The organism is Burkholderia latens, from assembly GCF_902499045.1.
GTDB lineage: Bacteria > Pseudomonadota > Gammaproteobacteria > Burkholderiales > Burkholderiaceae > Burkholderia > Burkholderia latens.
Genome location: NZ_CABVPL010000018.1, coordinates 23479 through 39318, shown reverse-complemented (window position 1 = coordinate 39318; position 15840 = coordinate 23479). Strand labels below are relative to the sequence as shown.

The 15840-nt window shown below is 67.6% G+C and carries 15 protein-coding genes and 1 pseudogene; 12 read left to right on the top strand and 4 right to left on the bottom strand.

Annotated elements, in window-relative coordinates:
• Positions 1-9 precede the first annotated feature (9 nt).
• From BSE24067_RS14740 to BSE24067_RS14725, 4 genes are all read left to right on the top strand, one after another.
• On the top strand, positions 10-2001 hold the full coding sequence (locus tag BSE24067_RS14740; protein WP_151063936.1) for a beta-galactosidase: 1992 nt from the start codon (positions 10-12) through the stop codon (positions 1999-2001).
• Positions 2002-2063: 62 nt separating this feature from the next.
• The gene (locus BSE24067_RS14735) at positions 2064-3323 is read left to right on the top strand and encodes an ABC transporter substrate-binding protein (RefSeq protein WP_151063937.1); all 1260 of its coding nucleotides are present in this window, start codon (positions 2064-2066) and stop codon (positions 3321-3323) included.
• A gap of 54 nt (positions 3324-3377) precedes the next feature.
• Positions 3378-4343, top strand: a complete 966-nt coding sequence (locus BSE24067_RS14730) for an ABC transporter permease subunit (protein WP_174904790.1) — start codon at positions 3378-3380, stop codon at positions 4341-4343.
• Between the two features lie 21 nt (positions 4344-4364).
• Positions 4365-5216 carry a carbohydrate ABC transporter permease gene (locus tag BSE24067_RS14725; protein ID WP_151067480.1) on the top strand — a complete coding sequence of 284 codons (852 nt, stop codon included), beginning with the start codon at positions 4365-4367 and terminating at the stop codon, positions 5214-5216.
• Positions 5217-5385: 169 nt separating this feature from the next.
• On the opposite strand, the gene BSE24067_RS14720 is transcribed toward BSE24067_RS14725, so the two are convergent.
• From BSE24067_RS14720 to BSE24067_RS14710, 3 genes are all read right to left on the bottom strand, one after another.
• Positions 5386-5574 (bottom strand): hypothetical protein, encoded by a 189-nt coding sequence (locus BSE24067_RS14720; RefSeq protein WP_151067482.1) that lies wholly within the window; start codon positions 5572-5574, stop codon positions 5386-5388.
• A gap of 102 nt (positions 5575-5676) precedes the next feature.
• Positions 5677-7164: a DEAD/DEAH box helicase gene (locus BSE24067_RS14715; protein ID WP_151067484.1), complete on the bottom strand. Its 1488-nt coding sequence runs from the start codon at positions 7162-7164 to the stop codon at positions 5677-5679.
• Positions 7165-7293: 129 nt separating this feature from the next.
• On the bottom strand, positions 7294-8214 hold the full coding sequence (locus BSE24067_RS14710) for a LysR family transcriptional regulator (protein ID WP_151067486.1): 921 nt from the start codon (positions 8212-8214) through the stop codon (positions 7294-7296).
• A gap of 81 nt (positions 8215-8295) precedes the next feature.
• On the opposite strand from BSE24067_RS14710, the gene BSE24067_RS14705 reads away from it, so the two are divergent.
• From BSE24067_RS14705 to BSE24067_RS14675, 8 genes and pseudogenes are all read left to right on the top strand, one after another.
• A complete protein-coding gene (locus BSE24067_RS14705; RefSeq protein ID WP_151067488.1) occupies positions 8296-9246 on the top strand; it encodes a ketopantoate reductase family protein in 951 nt (316 codons plus the stop codon).
• Positions 9243-9635, top strand: coding sequence for a VOC family protein (locus BSE24067_RS14700; protein ID WP_151067490.1), 393 nt, complete (start codon positions 9243-9245; stop codon positions 9633-9635). Before BSE24067_RS14705 ends, BSE24067_RS14700 begins: the two co-directional genes overlap by 4 nt.
• 2 nt (positions 9636-9637) lie before the next feature.
• Entirely contained in the window at positions 9638-10096 is a 459-nt protein-coding gene (locus BSE24067_RS14695) for a MaoC family dehydratase (RefSeq protein ID WP_151067513.1), read from the top strand.
• Positions 10096-11319, top strand: coding sequence for a CaiB/BaiF CoA transferase family protein (locus BSE24067_RS14690; protein ID WP_151067492.1), 1224 nt, complete (start codon positions 10096-10098; stop codon positions 11317-11319). Before BSE24067_RS14695 ends, BSE24067_RS14690 begins: the two co-directional genes overlap by 1 nt.
• Positions 11316-12158, top strand: coding sequence for a shikimate dehydrogenase (gene aroE, locus BSE24067_RS14685; RefSeq protein ID WP_151067494.1), 843 nt, complete (start codon positions 11316-11318; stop codon positions 12156-12158). The genes BSE24067_RS14690 and aroE overlap by 4 nt, the downstream gene beginning before the upstream one ends.
• A gap of 180 nt (positions 12159-12338) precedes the next feature.
• A pseudogene (locus tag BSE24067_RS32530) lies at positions 12339-12722 on the top strand (heterodisulfide reductase-related iron-sulfur binding cluster); the annotation flags it as partial.
• A gap of 15 nt (positions 12723-12737) precedes the next feature.
• Positions 12738-13142, top strand: coding sequence for a GlcG/HbpS family heme-binding protein (locus tag BSE24067_RS14680; RefSeq protein ID WP_151067496.1), 405 nt, complete (start codon positions 12738-12740; stop codon positions 13140-13142).
• Between the two features lie 42 nt (positions 13143-13184).
• Complete coding sequence (locus BSE24067_RS14675; protein ID WP_151067497.1) at positions 13185-15359, top strand: malate synthase G; 2175 nt, start codon at positions 13185-13187, stop codon at positions 15357-15359.
• On the opposite strand, the gene BSE24067_RS14670 is transcribed toward BSE24067_RS14675, so the two are convergent.
• Entirely contained in the window at positions 15334-15792 is a 459-nt protein-coding gene (locus BSE24067_RS14670) for a hypothetical protein (RefSeq protein ID WP_151067499.1), read from the bottom strand. The two genes, BSE24067_RS14675 and BSE24067_RS14670, sit on opposite strands and share 26 nt — an antisense overlap.
• Positions 15793-15840: the final 48 nt, after the last annotated feature.

Sequence of the window (15840 nt, the reverse complement as noted above, 5' to 3'; positions counted from 1 at the left end):
GGATCGGGCATGCGCCTCGGAGTCTGTTACTACCCGGAACACTGGCCGGAATCGATGTGGGCCGACGACGCCCGCCGGATGAAGGCACTCGGCATCGCGCAGGTGCGGATCGCCGAATTCGCATGGAGCCGCATCGAGCCGTCGCCCGGCGAATACGACTGGGGCTGGCTCGATCGCGCGGTCGACGTGCTCGGCGCGGCCGGGCTCGAGATCGTGATGTGCACGCCGACCGCGACACCGCCGAAGTGGCTCGTCGACCGTCATCCCGACATTCTCGCGATCGGCGCGGACGGCCGGCCGCGCAAGTTCGGATCGCGCCGCCACTACGACTTCTCGTCGCCGATCTATCTCGAAGCGTCGCGCCGGATCTGCACCGCGGTGGCCGAACGCTACGGCCGCCATCCGGCCGTGCGCTACTGGCAGACCGACAACGAGCTGGGTTGCCACCAGACCGTCGTCAGCTACTCGCCGGCCGCGCTCGTGCGCTTCCGCGAATGGCTGCAGGCGCGCTACGGCACGATCGACGCGCTGAACCGCGCGTGGGGCACCGTGTTCTGGAGCATGGAGTATCGCCATTTCGACGAAGTGGACGCGCCGGTGGGCACCGTGACCGAAGCGCATCCGACGCACCGCCTCGACTACCGGCGCTTCGCGTCGGACGAGCTCGCGCGCTATCACCGGATGCAGGTCGACGTGATCCGCGCGCATTCGCCGGGCCGGCCCGTCGCGCACAATTTCATGCAGCTGTTCACCGAATTCGACCACTACGAAGTCGCGCGCGACCTCGACGTCGCGACGTGGGACAGCTATCCGCTCGGCGCGCTCGAAGAGCTGTGGTTCGCGCCCGACGTGAAGGCGCGCTGGCTGCGCACCGGCCATCCGGATTTCGCGTCGTTCAATCACGATCTGTATCGCGGCATGTCGAAGCTGCCGTTCTGGGTGATGGAGCAGCAGCCCGGCCCCGTGAACTGGGCGCACTGGAACCCCGCGCCGCTGCCGGGCATGGTCCGGCTGTGGAGCTGGGAAGCGTTCGCGCACGGCGCCGGCTGCGTGTCGTACTTCCGCTGGCGGCAGGCGCCGTTCGCGCAGGAGCAGATGCACGCGGGCCTGCATACGCCGGACGACAAACTCGACGAAGGCGGCCGCGAAGCGCAGCGCGTCGCGCGGGAGATCGCGGCCGTGCTCGACGCCGGCGCCGATGCCGACGCGAACGGCGCGGTGCGCGCGCCCGTCGCGCTCGTGTTCGACTACGAAGCGAAGTGGCTGTTCGAAGTGCAGCCGCAAGGCGCCGATTTCCACTATCCGCGCTTCGCGTTCGAGTACTACTCGGCGCTGCGCTCGCTCGGCCTCGACGTCGACATCGTTTCCGCGCATGCGCCGCTCGACGGCTACCGGCTCGTCGTCGTGCCGCCGCTGCCGATCGTGCCGGACGACTTCGCGACGCGCGTCGCCGCATCGGGCGCGCACGTCGTATTCGGCCCGCGCACCGGTTCGAAGACCGCCGATCTGCAGATTCCGCCGGCGCTGCCGCCCGGCCCGCTGGCGTCGATGCTGCCGGTGCGCGTGTGGCGTGTCGAATCGCTGCGGCCGAACGTGACCGCACGGATCGACGGCACGCTGCGCGACGGCTCGCCCGTCACCGGCGACGCCCGTCACTGGCGCGACCTCGTCGAACTGCACGACGACGCACGCAGCGTCGTGCGCGTGCGCTTCGCCGACGGCCACCCGGCCTGCGTGTCGCACGGCACGCTGCACTACTGGGCCGCGCTGTTCGACGATGCGACCACCGCGCGCCTGTTCGCCGACGTCGCGGCCGAAGCCGGCCTCGCACCGTCGCCGCTCGGCGACGCCGTACGTGTAAGCCGGCGCGGCGGGCTCACTTACGTATTCAACTACGGCGGCACACCGCATACGATCGACGCGGTGCCGCCGTCCGCGTTCGTGGTCGGCGCCGCGCAGGTCGAGCCGCAAGGCGTCGCCGTGTATCGAAGCCGTTCGTAGCACCCGCCCCCGGCGCCCGCCGCGCCGGTCACGCACAACGACACACAGGAATGGAGACACACATGACACATCGCCCCCTTCGCGTCGCCGCCCGGCTGGCGAGCGCCGCCGCCATCGCGTTCGCTTCGCTCGGCGCCGCGACGCCGTCCGACGCGGGCACGCTGACGATCAACATCGCGTTCAAGGGCGCGAGCCAGCGCGCGGTCTGGCAGTCGACGATCGACGCGTTCCACAAGGCGCATCCCGACATCGACGTGAAGCCGACCTTCGTCGACGAGGAGGCGTACAAGGTGCAGCTTCCCGCGTGGCTCACCACCGTCGCGCCGGACGTCGTGAACTGGCATGCGGGCGAGCGGATGGCGTACTACGCGAAGCGCGGGTTGTTCGAGGACCTGAGCGGCGACTGGAAGAAGAACGGCTGGGATGCGATGTATGCGTCGACGCGCAGCGCATCGTCGTACAACGGCAAGCAGTACGCGGCGCCGACCGTCTATTACTCGTGGGGCCTCTTTTACCGCAAGGATTTGTTCGGCAAGGTCGGGATCGCCGACGAGCCGAAAACCTGGGATCAGTTTCTCGACGCATGCAAGAAGCTGAAGGCGGCCGGCATCACGCCGATCGCGGTCGGCGGCCGCGACGCGTGGACGCTCGCCGGCTGGTTCGACTATCTCGATCTGCGCCTGAACGGCAACGCGTTCCACCAGCAGCTGATGGCCGGCGACGTGCCGTACACCGATCCGCGCGTGAAGAAGGTCTACACGACGTGGAAATCGCTGATCGACTCGGGCTACTTCATCGACAACGCACTGTCGTACGATCTCGACGGCGCGCAGCCGTTCCTGTTCCAGGGCAAGGCCGCGATGATGCTGATGGGCACGTTCATCGCGGCCGGCTTTCCGCCGAACGTGAAGCAGCAGATGGGCTATTACCGCTTCCCGATCATCGACGCGAACGTGCCGACCGCCGAGGACGGCCCGGTCGAATCGCTGCACATCCCGACCAAGGCGAAGAACAAGGCCGACGCGCACACGTTCCTCGCGTTCGTCGAAACGCCGGAGATCGGCGCGAAGCTCGCGGAAGGGCTCGGCTCGCTGTCGGCCAACAGCAAGTCGCCGGAGCCAGCCGATCCGATCTCGCGGATCGGCTTCCGGATCCTTGCGGAGACCAAAGGCGGCGTCGCGCAGTTCTACGATCGCGACATGACGAAGGAAATGGCCGACGAAGGGATGAAGGGCATGCAGCAGTTCGTCGCGAATCCCGCGCAGCTCGATTCCGTGCTCGCGCAGCTCGAGCAGACCCGCAAGCGGATCTACAAGAAGTAATCGCGTGACCCCGGCGGCGGCCGAGTGCCGCCGCGTCCGACCAGGAGGCTTGCCGTGTCCAGTCCGATCACGTCCAGACCCGCCGAAACGCCCGCCGGCCCGGCCGCCGCATCGCCGGGCCGCGGCTCGCCCGCCGCACGACCCGCGTTGTCGGCGCGCCGCCCGTCGCCTGCCGTGCGGCGGCAGCGCCGCGCCGCGTGGCTGTTTCTCGCGCCGGCGTGCGCAATGGTTGCCGTCTATGTGATCTGGCCGATCCTGTCGACGCTGTGGCTGAGCCTCTGCAACTGGGACGGGATGACCGAGCGCACGTTCGTCGGTCTCGCGAACTACGCCGAGCTGCTGCAAGCGCCGACGTTCTACACCGCGCTGCGCAACAACGTGATCTGGCTCGCGCTGTTCATGCTCGCGCCGCCGCTCGGCCTCGCGCTCGCGCTGTACCTGAACCAGGCCGTCGCCGGCATCCGGCTCGTGAAGTCGCTGTTCTTCGCGCCGTTCGTGCTGTCCGGCGTGGTCGTCGGGCTGATCTTCTCGTGGTTCTACGATCCGACGTTCGGGCTGCTCGCGCTGATCGCCGGACACGGGATCCCGGTGCTCGGCGATGCGCGCTACGCGACGTTCGGCATCGTGTTCGCCGCGCTGTGGCCGCAGACCGCGTACTGCATGATCCTGTACCTGACCGGCCTCACGTCGGTGAACCCGGAACAGATCGAAGCGGCGCGCATGGAAGGCGCGCGCGGCTTCGCGCTGCTGTGGCACGTCGTGCTGCCGCAACTGCGGCCGACCACGTTCATGGCGATCGTCGTCACGGTGATCGGCGCGCTGCGCAGCTTCGACCTGATCTCGGTGATGACCGGCGGCGGCCCGTTCGAGAGCTCGACCGTGCTCGCGTATTACATGTACGACCAGGCGATCAAGTACTACCGGCTCGGCTATTCGGCATCGATCGCGGTCGTGCTGTTCGCGATCATGCTCGTCTACATCGTGTTCCAGTTGCGCCGCATGCTGCGCAACGAGCAGTGACCTCCCGGGAGTTCATTCATCATGTTTCCGACACCCGTTGCCCACTGGAAGCCGGTATCGCGCCGGCTGTACAAGCTGTCGCTGCCCGTCGCGCTCGTGATCTGGCTGCTGCCGATGATCGCGGTGTTCGTCACGTCGGTGCGCTCGACCGAGGAACTCGCCGAAGGCCATTACTGGGGCTGGCCGCGACACTTCTCGATGATCGGGAACTACCGCGATGCGCTGACCACGTCGCCGATGCTGCATTACTTCTGGAACAGCGTGCAGATCACGGTGCCGTCGGTCATCGGCTCGATCGCGCTTGCGGCGATGGCCGGGTTCGCGCTCGCGACTTACCGGTTTCGCGGGAACGCCGCGTTGTTCGGCACGTTCGTCGCCGGCAACTTCGTGCCGGTGCAGGTGCTGATGATTCCGGTGCGCGATCTGTCGCTCCGGCTCGGCGTGTTCAATACGGTCGAGGCGCTGATCCTGTTTCATGTCGCGTTTCAGACCGGGTTCTGCACACTGTTTCTGCGCAACTTCATCAAGCAGTTGCCGTTCGAGCTGATCGAAGCGGCGCGGATCGAAGGCGCGGGCGAGTGGACGGTGTTCTGGCGGATCGTGTTGCCGTTGATCCGGCCTGCATTGGCGGCGCTCGCGATTCTCGTGTTCACGTTCGTGTGGAACGATTACTTCTGGGCGCTGTGTCTGACGCAAGGCGACGAGGCTGCGCCGATCACGGCCGGCGTGGCCGCGCTGAAGGGGCAATGGACGACGTCGTGGAACCTCGTGTCGGCCGGTTCGATTCTCGCCGCGCTTCCGTCGGTCGCGATGTTCTTCGCGATGCAGAAGCATTTCGTCGCGGGGCTCACGTTCGGGGCGACGAAGGGCTGAGCGCGCGGCGCAGGTCGCGCGGCTGCATCTCCCTCCTCTTCATCGAGAGGTTGCCCGCTTCGGCGGGCTTTTTTCGTTTTGATGCGGGGGAGGATGCCGGTCGGCGATTCCGGACGGTGGGGCGATATCGTCGGAAACCGTCACCCATCGCCCGGCCGCACACTTCACGTCAACGGCAATTCACCTCGACGGTCAGGATTTCGAATCCGGGGTCGGCGTGCTGGTTCGCCACCTTGATCGCTTCGTCGTAGGACAGAAACGACGCGGCGTCCTCGATCACGGGCGCCATGCCGATATCGCCATCCTCGCCCGTGCAGAGGAACTGCTCGCCGGTCTTCACCACGTAGATGGTCGTCATGTGTCCCTCCATGGTTTGCATGGGGAACTTCCAGTCTAGCCGCCAGGAGTTTGTGCGCAACCCCGACGGCCGAATCGTCGGGTGCGATCGCATGGACGAGAATCAGGGCCGGCCTTTGCCGCGGCCGCCCGCGGGTTTGGCCGGCTTCCCGGCCGACCTGCCCGAACCCGAACCCGCGCGCGGCTTGCCCGCCGGCTTGCCGCCCGATTTACCGCGCGGCTTCTGCACGCTGAACGGGCTGCCGATAATCACGCTTGCACTGACACCGCCTGCTCCGTTGCCCGGCACCGTCGCCCGCTGCGCCGCCGGCTTGCGCTTGCCTTCACCACCTTGCGGAGCCGGCTTTTTGCCCGGCATTGGCCTGGCCACCGGCAGAGCCTGCGGCGCCTTCGGTTTCTTCGGCTTTTTCGGTTTCTTGATGATCTGCCCGGTCGCGCTGGTTTCCGGCACGCGATGTTCAGCTTCGAAACCCGGCTCCTCTTCGCGGCGCAACGTCTGCCGGATCAGTGCTTCGATCGCGGCCAGTTGCGGCGCTTCGTCCGCGCACACGAGCGACACGGCCACACCGCTCGCGCCCGCGCGGCCGGTGCGGCCGATACGGTGCACGTAGTCCTGCGCGACGATCGGCAGATCGACGTTGATCACCAGCGGCAAGTCGTCGATATCGAGCCCGCGCGCCGCAACGTCGGTCGCGACCAGCATCTGCACCTCGCCGGCCTTGAAGCGCTCGAGCGCGCGCAGTCGCGCGGGCTGCGGCTTGTCGCCGTGGATCGTGTCGACCGCATAGCCGGCGTCGTGCAACATCGCGGCGAGGTAATCCACGCCCGCACGCGTCTTCACGAACACCAGCGCGTGTTCCCAGTTGTTCTCGCGCACCAGGTGCATGAACAGATCGGGCTTGTTCCGCTTGTCCACCGGCACCACCCACTGCTTGATCTTGGCGGCCGTCGCATTCGGCGGGCTGACGCTGATATCGACCGGCTTGCGCAGGATGCTCGCCGCCATCGCGCGGATGTCGTCGGTGAACGTGGCGGAGAACAGCAGCGTCTGCCGCTGAGCGGGCAATGCGGCAAAGACCGCGTTGAGCTCGCGCGCAAAGCCGAGATCGAGCATGCGGTCGGCTTCGTCGAGCACCAGCGTCTGCACCTGATCGAACTGCACGGCGTTCTGGCGATTGAGATCGAGCAACCGGCCGGGCGTCGCGACGAGCACGTCGACGCCCTTGCGCAGCTTCATCATCTGCGGATTGATGCTCACGCCGCCGTAGGCGGCCAGGAAGCGCAAATCGAGCCCTTTGCCGTATGCGACGAAGCTTTGCAGCACCTGCTCGGCCAGTTCGCGCGTGGGCACCAGCACCAGCGCGCGCGCCCGGTTGCCGGACACCGCCGGCCCGTGCTGCACCAGCCGTTGCAGCAGCGGCAGCGCGAAGCCCGCGGTCTTGCCGGTGCCGGTCTGCGCGGCGGCCATCACGTCCTTGCCGCCGAGCACGGCGGGGATCGCCTTGGCCTGCACCGGCGTGGGTGTCTGGTAATTGAGATCCTGCAGATTGCGCTGCAGCGGCTCGATCAGGCCAAGCGAGGCAAAGGACATGGGCGTATTCCGGGCTAAAACCGCAATTCTAGCGGTTGCCGGGCCGGCCGCAGCGCGTGCGTCGACGCTCACGCGAGCCGGTTCCGCGATCGCGCATCGCCCCGGCCGCGCGGGCGCCGATGCGCCCGGTCAGTGCGACGCACCGAACAACTGGATCACGACGCCCCGCAGCCAGCGATTGCCCGCCTCATGGTGATATCGCGCGTGCCAATGCTGCCGTACCGCGAACCCGTCGACCGGGATCGGGCAGCCGTGAACCGCCAGATCGCTGGCCTGAGCGAGTGTCTCCCCGATTTGACGCGGCAGCGTCGTGATCAGGTCGGTGCTCTGAATGATCGCGCCGAGGCCCAGAAAGCCCGGCAACTCCAGCACCACGTCGCGCTCGATACGCGCCTGCCGCAGCGCCTGTTCGAGGAGTTGCGCGCCCGTTCCGGCCGTAATGGCGACATGTCCTTCCGACCGGTATTGCTTGGCGCCGAGGCGGCCGCGAATCCTCGGATGATGCCGATTGGCCAGACATACCCAGTCCTGGTCGTACAGTTTCTGCTGATAAATGCCGCCGCCGAGCCACGGCACGTAGCCGATCGCGAGATCGGCCTCGCCGGATTCCAGCGCGCGCTCCGTATTGCCGTCGATCCGCGCGGCCTCCAGCCGGACGCCGGGCGCCTGCGCGCGCACATGCGCCAACAGGCGCGGCAGCAGCGTGATGTGGCTCGCGTCGGTCATGCAGATGCGAAATCGCCGCTGGGCCGTCGCCGGATCGAACGCGATCTCCCACGCAGTGAAGCGCCGCAGCGATTCGAGGATCTCGCGGCAGGGCCCGATCAGGGCGTCCGCCTGCGGTGTCGGCGCCATGCCGCCCGGCGTACGAATGAAGAGCGGGTCATGAAGATGCTCCCGTAAACGCCCGAGCCAGATGCTGATCGTCGGCTGGCTCTGGCCGAGTTGCTCGGCGACGCGCGTGACGCTGCGCATCTCGTACAGAAGATCGAAAAGCTGGAGCAGCTTCAGGTCCGGCAGGTCGGCGCTCATCGAATCATTATTGTCCATCGCAATGATGTCATTGTATCCATTGCATTGGCAGTATGAGCGGCGGCTCCTATCGTACGGCCATACCTCAAGGAGAAGCCGTTGAAAATTGCGATTCTGGGTGCCGGCGCACTGGGCTGCGCCATCGGTGCCACCCTCACGGAAGGCGGTCACGAAACCTGGCTGATCGACCGTTCGCCCGCGCACGTCGATGCGATGCGCCGCGACGGTCTGCGCGTCGACGACGCCCGCGGCGCGCGGTACGTGCGCGTCCATGCGACGACGCAAGCCGCCGACGTCGCCGTGGCCGATCTCGCTATCGTGCTCGTCAAATCGTTCCACACCGACGCGGCCATCCGCGGCGCCCTTTCGCTCGTGGGACCGGATACCGTCGTGCTGTCGTTGCAGAACGGCCTCGGTCACGAGGACATCCTTGCCGAAGCCGTCGGCCGCGAGCGCGTGCTCGCCGGCAAGACCTATGTCGGCGGCGTGCTGCGCGGCGCCGGCCACATCGAATCGGGCGTGATCGGCAAGTACACGTACATCGGCGAACTCGACGGCCGCATCACGCCGCGCGTACAGGCGATCGCCGACGCGTTCAACACCGCGGGCCTCGCGACGACGATCAGCGACAACATCGTCGGCACGATGTGGGACAAGCTGCTGGTGAACGTCGCGACGGGCGCGCTGACCGGCATCACCGGCCTCACGTACGGACAGCTCTACGACGAGCCGCTGTTGAAGGCGACGTCGCTCGCGGCAGTCGCCGAGGCCATCGCCGCGGCGCAGGCAGCGGGCGTGAAGCTGTCGATGACCGATCCCGAACAGGCGTGGACGCTCGCCGCCGAGGGGCTGCCCGCGGCATTCAAGACGTCGATGCTGCAAAGCCTCGAGAAAGGCTCGATCACCGAAATCGACTTCATCAACGGCTCGGTCGTGCGCTACGGACAGCGCCATGGGGTGCCGACGCCGGTCAATGCGACGCTCGTCGCCGCGATCAAGGGCATCGAGCGCGCGATGGCCGACCGCCAACGCGAGGAGGCCACCGCATGACTACGCCCAAAGCCTATCTGGAACACGTTGCGATCTGGGTGAAGGACATCCACTGGCATATCGGCTTCTTCGAGGAAGTCCTCGGGATGACGATGCGCGAAGTGGACGGCACGCTCGACGCGCCGCGGCAGTACTGGACGCTCGGCGGCCTGCAGTTCATCCATGCGCCGGAACATGACGGCCCGGAAGGCCGGCTCGCGCACCTCGGCGTGATGTGCGAAGACCTGGAGGCCGCGCTGGCCGCCGCACGGCGGTTCGGCGTGACGGAGATGCCGCAGGGGCGCAACTGGCTTCGGCTGCCGGACGGTCTGGCCGTCGAACTGATTCAGGCCCGGCCCGCGTCGTGCGTTGCACAGGCGCTGGCGATCAACCCGCGCGCGGAGGCATGACCATGACGATCGTCGAGAAATACTGGGACGACGCCCGCGAAGGCGACACGTGCACGAGCCCCGAATACGTCGTGACCAAGGAGCGCATTCTCGCGTACGCGGAGCTCACCGGCGACCACACGCCCGTCCACGTCGATGAGGAATACGCGAACGCGAGCCATTTCGGCTGCCTCGTCGCGCACGGACTGTTCGGGCTGTCGATCGCCGACGGCCTGAAGACGCAGAGCGACTACCGGTTCCTGCCGGGCATGTCGCTCGGGTGGACCTGGGATTTCCTGCTGCCGATCAAGGTCGGCGACGTGCTGCACGTGGAATTCCGCGTCGGCTCGATGCGCGCGAGCAAGAGCCGCCCGGAATGGGGCATCGTCGTGCTGCCGTCGGAGCTGATCAACCAGGACGGGCAGGTCGTTCAACGCGGCGAGCATCGGCTGATGGTGCCGCGCCGCCCGGGAGCACTGTGATGCAGGCCCGCCCCCTCGAAGGCATTCGCGTCGTCGACTACAGCCACTTCCTCGCCGGCCCGTACGTCGGGCGCTGTCTCGCGGCGCTCGGCGCCGAGGTGATCAAGGTCGAGCGTCCCGGCGCCGGCGACGCCGGACGCCAGCACGCGACCGTGCTCGACGACCAGCAAAGCGGCTATTTCCTGCAGCTGAACATGGGCAAGCGCGGCGTGAGCGTCAACATGAAGGACGCGCGCGGCAAGGCGTTCATGCAGCGGCTGTGCGACTCCGCCGACGTATTCGTCGAGAACTACCGGCCGGGCGCGCTCGACAAGCTCGGGCTCGGCTACGCCGAGCTGTCGGCCCGCAATCCGGGGCTCGTCTACTGCTCGATTTCGGCGTACGGGCATACCGGCCCCGATGCGCATCGGGCCGGCTTCGGGCTGATCGCGGAAGCGAAGAGCGGCATCATGCAGATGGTCGGCACGCCGGGCGAGCGGCCGCCGCTGCTGCGCATCTCGCTCGGCGACATGTACACCGGCATTCATGCGGTCGCCGCCATCAACGCCGCGCTGCTGGGACGCGTGAAGAGCGGCCGCGGCCAACACATCGACATGGCGCTGTACGACACGCTGGTGTCGATGCACGAATACGCGGTGCAGTGCTACACGCTCAAGGGCGTGCTGCCCGAGCAGACCGGGCATGACATGCCGACGTCGACGCTGTACGGCGTGTTCCGCGCAGCGGACGGCGATCTCGTGATCGCCGCGCAGGTCGACGACGCGTGGAAGCGCTTCGCCGCGCTGATCGCCGCGCACGGCGGCCCGGCGGACTTCGGCGACGACACGCGCTTTCACGACAGCGTCGGGCGCAATGCGCATCGCGCGGCGATCCTGTCGGTGGTCGAGCCGTGGGTCGCCGCGCGCTCCGTCGCGTCGGTTCAGGAACTGCTCGACGGTATCGACGTTCCGTGCGCGAAGGTGCAGCGTATCGACGAGGTGCTGGCCGATCCGCAGATCCAGGCGCGCGGCATGGTCGTCGAGCAGGAGCATCCGCGCTACGGCACGCTTCGCCTGCCCAATCTTCCGTTCCGGTTTTCCGATTGCGATACGACGATTCGCGACGTCGCACCCGATCTCGGGCAGCACAACGCGGAAGTCGCGCATTCGCTCGGATTCGATTCGGCCGAGATCGATGCGATGCTGGCCGACGGCGTCCTCTATTCACAAGCGAGCCAACGATGACTGACCAGTACGCGGTGATCGGCAATCCGATCGGGCACACGAAATCCCCGCTGATTCACGGTCTCTTCGCGCAAGAGACGGCGCAGGACATCGACTACACGGCCATCGAAGGGCCGGTCGAACCGGCCGGCGCGTTCGCCGCCGCGGTGCGCGGGTTTTTCGAGCGCGGCGGCAAGGGCATCAACGTCACCGCGCCGTTCAAGCTCGACGCGTTCGCGATGGCCGACGAGCAAAGCGAGCGCGCGAAGCTGGCCGGCGCGGCCAACGCGCTCAAGTTCGACGGCGGCCGCATTCTCGCGGAGAACTTCGACGGCATCGGCCTCGTGCGCGATATCGAAGTGAACCTCCGGCTGCCGATGGCGGGCAAGCGCGTGCTGCTGCTCGGCGCCGGCGGCGCGGTGCGCGGTGCGTTGCTGCCGTTCCTCGACGCGCAGCCGGCCGAACTCGTGATCGCGAATCGCGACGTCGACAAGGCGCGCGCGCTGGTCGCGCAGGTGTCGCAGTCCGGCCCGCGCGGTGCGCTCATTGCGAGCGGCTATGCGGACCTTGCGCGGAGGGGACGTTTCGACCTGGTGGTCAACGCGACGTCGGCCAGTCTGACCGGCAACCTGCCGCCTGTCCCGCCGAGCGTGTTCAGCCCGCACGGCACGGCCTACGAACTCGCTTACGGCAAGCGCCTCACGCCGTTTCTCCGGCTCGCGAGAAATGCGGGCGTGCATGGCATCGCAGACGGCGTCGGCATGCTGGTCGAGCAGGCGGCCGAAGCGTTCGCGTGGTGGCGCGGCGTCCGCCCGGAGACCAGTTCGGTGATCGACCGGCTCGCGGTGCCGTTCGACTGAACGCGCGATCGGCGCCGGCACGTAGACGATCCCGACGCGCGAGGCTGCGATTGCCGGAGCGCCGCTCACGCACTTCGACGAGCGGCGCGAACCGACCCTGTTCGATCCCGCCGTGCCGCTGTCGCGCGCACACACCGCTGCACGCTCCCCCTTTCCCCTCGACCGCACATCCGCCGCGCCGACGTTCTTCGAGTGATCGCGGCCGAACCGCCGGACGCGCCGGCCGATGTGACCCCGCCTGGGCGCGGTCCACTATCCGTGCAGACAGCGGCTCGCGCAGCGGCGTGGCGGCGCGGTGGAAAAGCGTCCTGACGAGGCTCGGCTTCGGTCTGACGAATCCCTCCGCGAGCCACCCGTGCAGCGGCTCGGCGGCACCTGTGCGCTGACGCACCCGAACTCGCGACGCAACTGCGCAACGAGAAGCTCGACGCGCTCGAAGCCGCACGCGCCGACCTGATTGTCACGGCCAACATCGGATGCCAGACTCACCGGAACGGCGCGGGCCGCACGCCCGTGCACCACTGGATAGAGCTCGCCGACAACCGACTCGTCAACCGACGCTGATTCCGGAGAACCGTCATGAAAACCAGACCCGAACTCGAACTCGCCGACGTCGAACGCATGCTCGCCGCCGCCCGCGCGGAAGCCGAGCGTCACGGCTGGGCCGTGTCGATCGCCATCGTCGACGACGGCGGCCACCTGCTCGCGTTCGCGCGGCTCGACGGTGCGTCGGCGGCGAGCGCCCATATCGCGCAGGACAAGGCGCGCGCGGCGGCGCTCGGCCGTCGCGAGACGAAGGCGTATGAGGATATGATCAACGGTGGCCGCACCGCGTTTCTGAGCGTGCCGCTGACGGGCTTGCTCGAAGGCGGCGTGCCGATCACGGTGGACGGCCGCATTGCAGGCGCGATCGGTGTGTCCGGCGTAAAGTCCGAACAGGACGCGCAGATCGCCCGCGCCGGTACACAAAGCGTCGTGGCATAGCCAGCCAACGCGCGCGTTTTTCATTCCCCGGGAGGAATCACGATGATCGACCAAGCAGGACTGCAAGTCGCGCCAGCGCTGAGCCAGTTCATTGAAAACGAAGCGCTGCCGGGCACCGGTATCGACAAGGCCGCGTTCTGGAGCGGTTTCTCGGCGCTGGTGCACGAACTCGCGCCGCGCAACCGCGAACTGCTCGCGGAACGCGACCGCCTGCAGCAGGAGCTCGACGCGTGGCACCGCGCGAACCCCGGCCCCGTGCGCGACCACGCCGCGTATCGCGCGTTCCTCGAAAAGATCGGCTACCTCGTGCCGGTGCCGGCGAACGTCGCCGCAGCCACCGCGAACGTCGACAGCGAAATCGCGACGCAGGCCGGCCCGCAGCTCGTCGTGCCGCTGTCGAACGCGCGCTATGCGCTGAACGCCGCGAACGCGCGCTGGGGCAGCCTGTACGACGCGCTGTACGGCACCGATGCGCTGCCCGAGGACGGCGGCGCAGAACGCACGACCGCGTACAACCCGACGCGCGGCCAGCGCGTGATCGATTACGCGCGCGGCGTGCTCGACAACGCGGCGCCGCTCGCGAGCGGCTCGCACCGCGATGCGCTGCGCTACCGCGTGCAGGACGGCCAACTCGCCGTCGAAACCGGCAAGGGCGTCGTGCACCTCGCGCAGCCCGCGCAATTCATCGGCTACCAGGGTGCGGCCGGCGCGCCGTCCGCGATCCTGCTGAAGCACAACGGCCTGCATCTCGAGATCCAGATCGACGCATCGACGCCGATCGGCCGCGCCGATCTCGCGAACGTGAAGGACGTCGTGCTCGAAGCCGCGGTCAGCACGATCATCGACTGCGAGGATTCGGTCGCGGCGGTCGACGCCGACGACAAGGTCCAGCTCTACCGCAACTGGCTCGGGCTGATGCAGGGCACGCTGGTCGAGGAAGTCGCGAAGGGCGGCAAGACCTTTACGCGCCGCCTGAACGCCGATCGCGAATACACGACGCCGGCCGGCGGCACGCTGACGCTGCACGGCCGCTCGCTGCTGTTCGTGCGCAACGTCGGCCACCTGATGACGAACGGCGCGGTGCTCGATCGCGACGGCAACGAGATTCCGGAAGGGATCCTCGACGGCGTCGTCACGACGCTGTGCGCGCTGCACGACCTGAAGGCGAAGCGCAATTCGCGCACCGGCTCGATCTACATCGTGAAGCCGAAGATGCACGGCCCGGCCGAAGTCGCGTTCGCCGACACGCTGTTCGCGCGCATCGAGGATTTGTACAACCTGCCGCGCAACACGCTGAAGATGGGCATCATGGACGAGGAGCGCCGCACCAGCGTGAACCTCGCCGCGTGCATTGCCGCGGCGGCCGCGCGCGTCGCGTTCATCAACACCGGCTTCCTCGATCGCACCGGCGACGAGATGCACACCGCGATGGAAGCGGGGCCGATGATCCGCAAGGGCGACATGAAATCGTCGGCGTGGATCCAGGCGTACGAGCGCAACAACGTGCTCGCGGGCCTGTCGGCCGGGCTGCGCGGCCGCGCGCAGATCGGCAAGGGCATGTGGGCGATGCCGGACCTGATGCACGCGATGCTCGAGCAGAAGATCGCGCATCCGCGTGCCGGCGCGAATACCGCGTGGGTGCCATCACCGACCGCCGCGACGCTGCACGCGCTGCACTACCACCTCGTCGACGTGCAAGCCGTCCAGCAGGCGCTCGAGAAAACGCCGTACGCGAGCGAGCGCGACGCGCTGCTCGAAGGGCTGCTGACCGTGCCGGTCGTCGAGCGCGCCGAGTGGAGCGACGCGGAAATCCTGAGCGAAGTCGAGAACAACGCGCAGGGCATCCTCGGCTACGTCGTGCGCTGGGTCGAACAGGGTGTCGGCTGCTCGAAGGTGCCGGACATCCACGACGTCGGCCTGATGGAAGACCGCGCGACGCTGCGCATCTCCAGCCAGCACATCGCGAACTGGCTGCGCCATGGCGTGATCACGGAAGCGTTCGTGCTCGACGTGTTCAAGCGGATGGCACGCGTGGTCGACCAGCAGAACGCCGGCGATCCGAACTATCGCCCGATGGCGCCCGCGTACGACCAGTCGACCGCGTTCCAGGCCGCGTGCGCGCTGGCGCTGCAGGGCACGTCGCAACCGAGCGGCTATACCGAGCCGCTGCTGCACCGGTTCCGGCTCGCGTTCAAGGCGCAGCAGCACGGCGCGTAAACCCGGGCAGGCGCATACGGGGTTTCCCGCATGCGGATTCACGAAACGGACGGCCTTCGCAGCCGTCCGTTTTCATATGCGGAATAACGCGAACGCTGAAAAAACAATCGGCGCGTATCGCACGGCTTCCGGCCCGACATTCGGCATCCGTCAAAGCACGAAAATGCCCCGGCAATGGAATGCGCGGCACGCGCGCGGCCGGCGCAGGCCCTTGCGTGGCAACGTTGCGCGCGCGATGGGCCACGACCGGCCGCCGCGGCAATTTGATCCGGATCAACGGCGTGCAACATTTTTCGCGCCCCGGATTGCGCGCGTTATACTCGGACCAATCACGCGGCCCGATTCGCCTGATGGTTGAATCGCGGCAGAATTCGCCGACGAAGGGGTAATCGAGCGGTTCAGCCGGCCGTGTTTTTCGATAATCCGCGCCCATTTTCCGATCGTCGGGCGCGCGGAACACACCGGGGCCGCGTACCGGATC

Coding starts and splice junctions, on each gene's coding strand:
- BSE24067_RS14740 (WP_151063936.1), top strand. CDS start 10: ATGCGCCTCGGAGTCTGTTACTACCCGGAACACTGGCCGGAATCGATG.
- BSE24067_RS14735 (WP_151063937.1), top strand. CDS start 2,064: ATGACACATCGCCCCCTTCGCGTCGCCGCCCGGCTGGCGAGCGCCGCC.
- BSE24067_RS14725 (WP_151067480.1), top strand. CDS start 4,365: ATGTTTCCGACACCCGTTGCCCACTGGAAGCCGGTATCGCGCCGGCTG.
- BSE24067_RS14720 (WP_151067482.1), bottom strand. CDS start 5,574: ATGACGACCATCTACGTGGTGAAGACCGGCGAGCAGTTCCTCTGCACG.
- BSE24067_RS14715 (WP_151067484.1), bottom strand. CDS start 7,164: ATGTCCTTTGCCTCGCTTGGCCTGATCGAGCCGCTGCAGCGCAATCTG.
- BSE24067_RS14710 (WP_151067486.1), bottom strand. CDS start 8,214: ATGGACAATAATGATTCGATGAGCGCCGACCTGCCGGACCTGAAGCTG.
- BSE24067_RS14700 (WP_151067490.1), top strand. CDS start 9,243: ATGACTACGCCCAAAGCCTATCTGGAACACGTTGCGATCTGGGTGAAG.
- BSE24067_RS14695 (WP_151067513.1), top strand. CDS start 9,638: ATGACGATCGTCGAGAAATACTGGGACGACGCCCGCGAAGGCGACACG.
- BSE24067_RS14690 (WP_151067492.1), top strand. CDS start 10,096: ATGCAGGCCCGCCCCCTCGAAGGCATTCGCGTCGTCGACTACAGCCAC.
- aroE (WP_151067494.1), top strand. CDS start 11,316: ATGACTGACCAGTACGCGGTGATCGGCAATCCGATCGGGCACACGAAA.
- BSE24067_RS14680 (WP_151067496.1), top strand. CDS start 12,738: ATGAAAACCAGACCCGAACTCGAACTCGCCGACGTCGAACGCATGCTC.
- BSE24067_RS14675 (WP_151067497.1), top strand. CDS start 13,185: ATGATCGACCAAGCAGGACTGCAAGTCGCGCCAGCGCTGAGCCAGTTC.
- BSE24067_RS14670 (WP_151067499.1), bottom strand. CDS start 15,792: ATGGGCGCGGATTATCGAAAAACACGGCCGGCTGAACCGCTCGATTAC.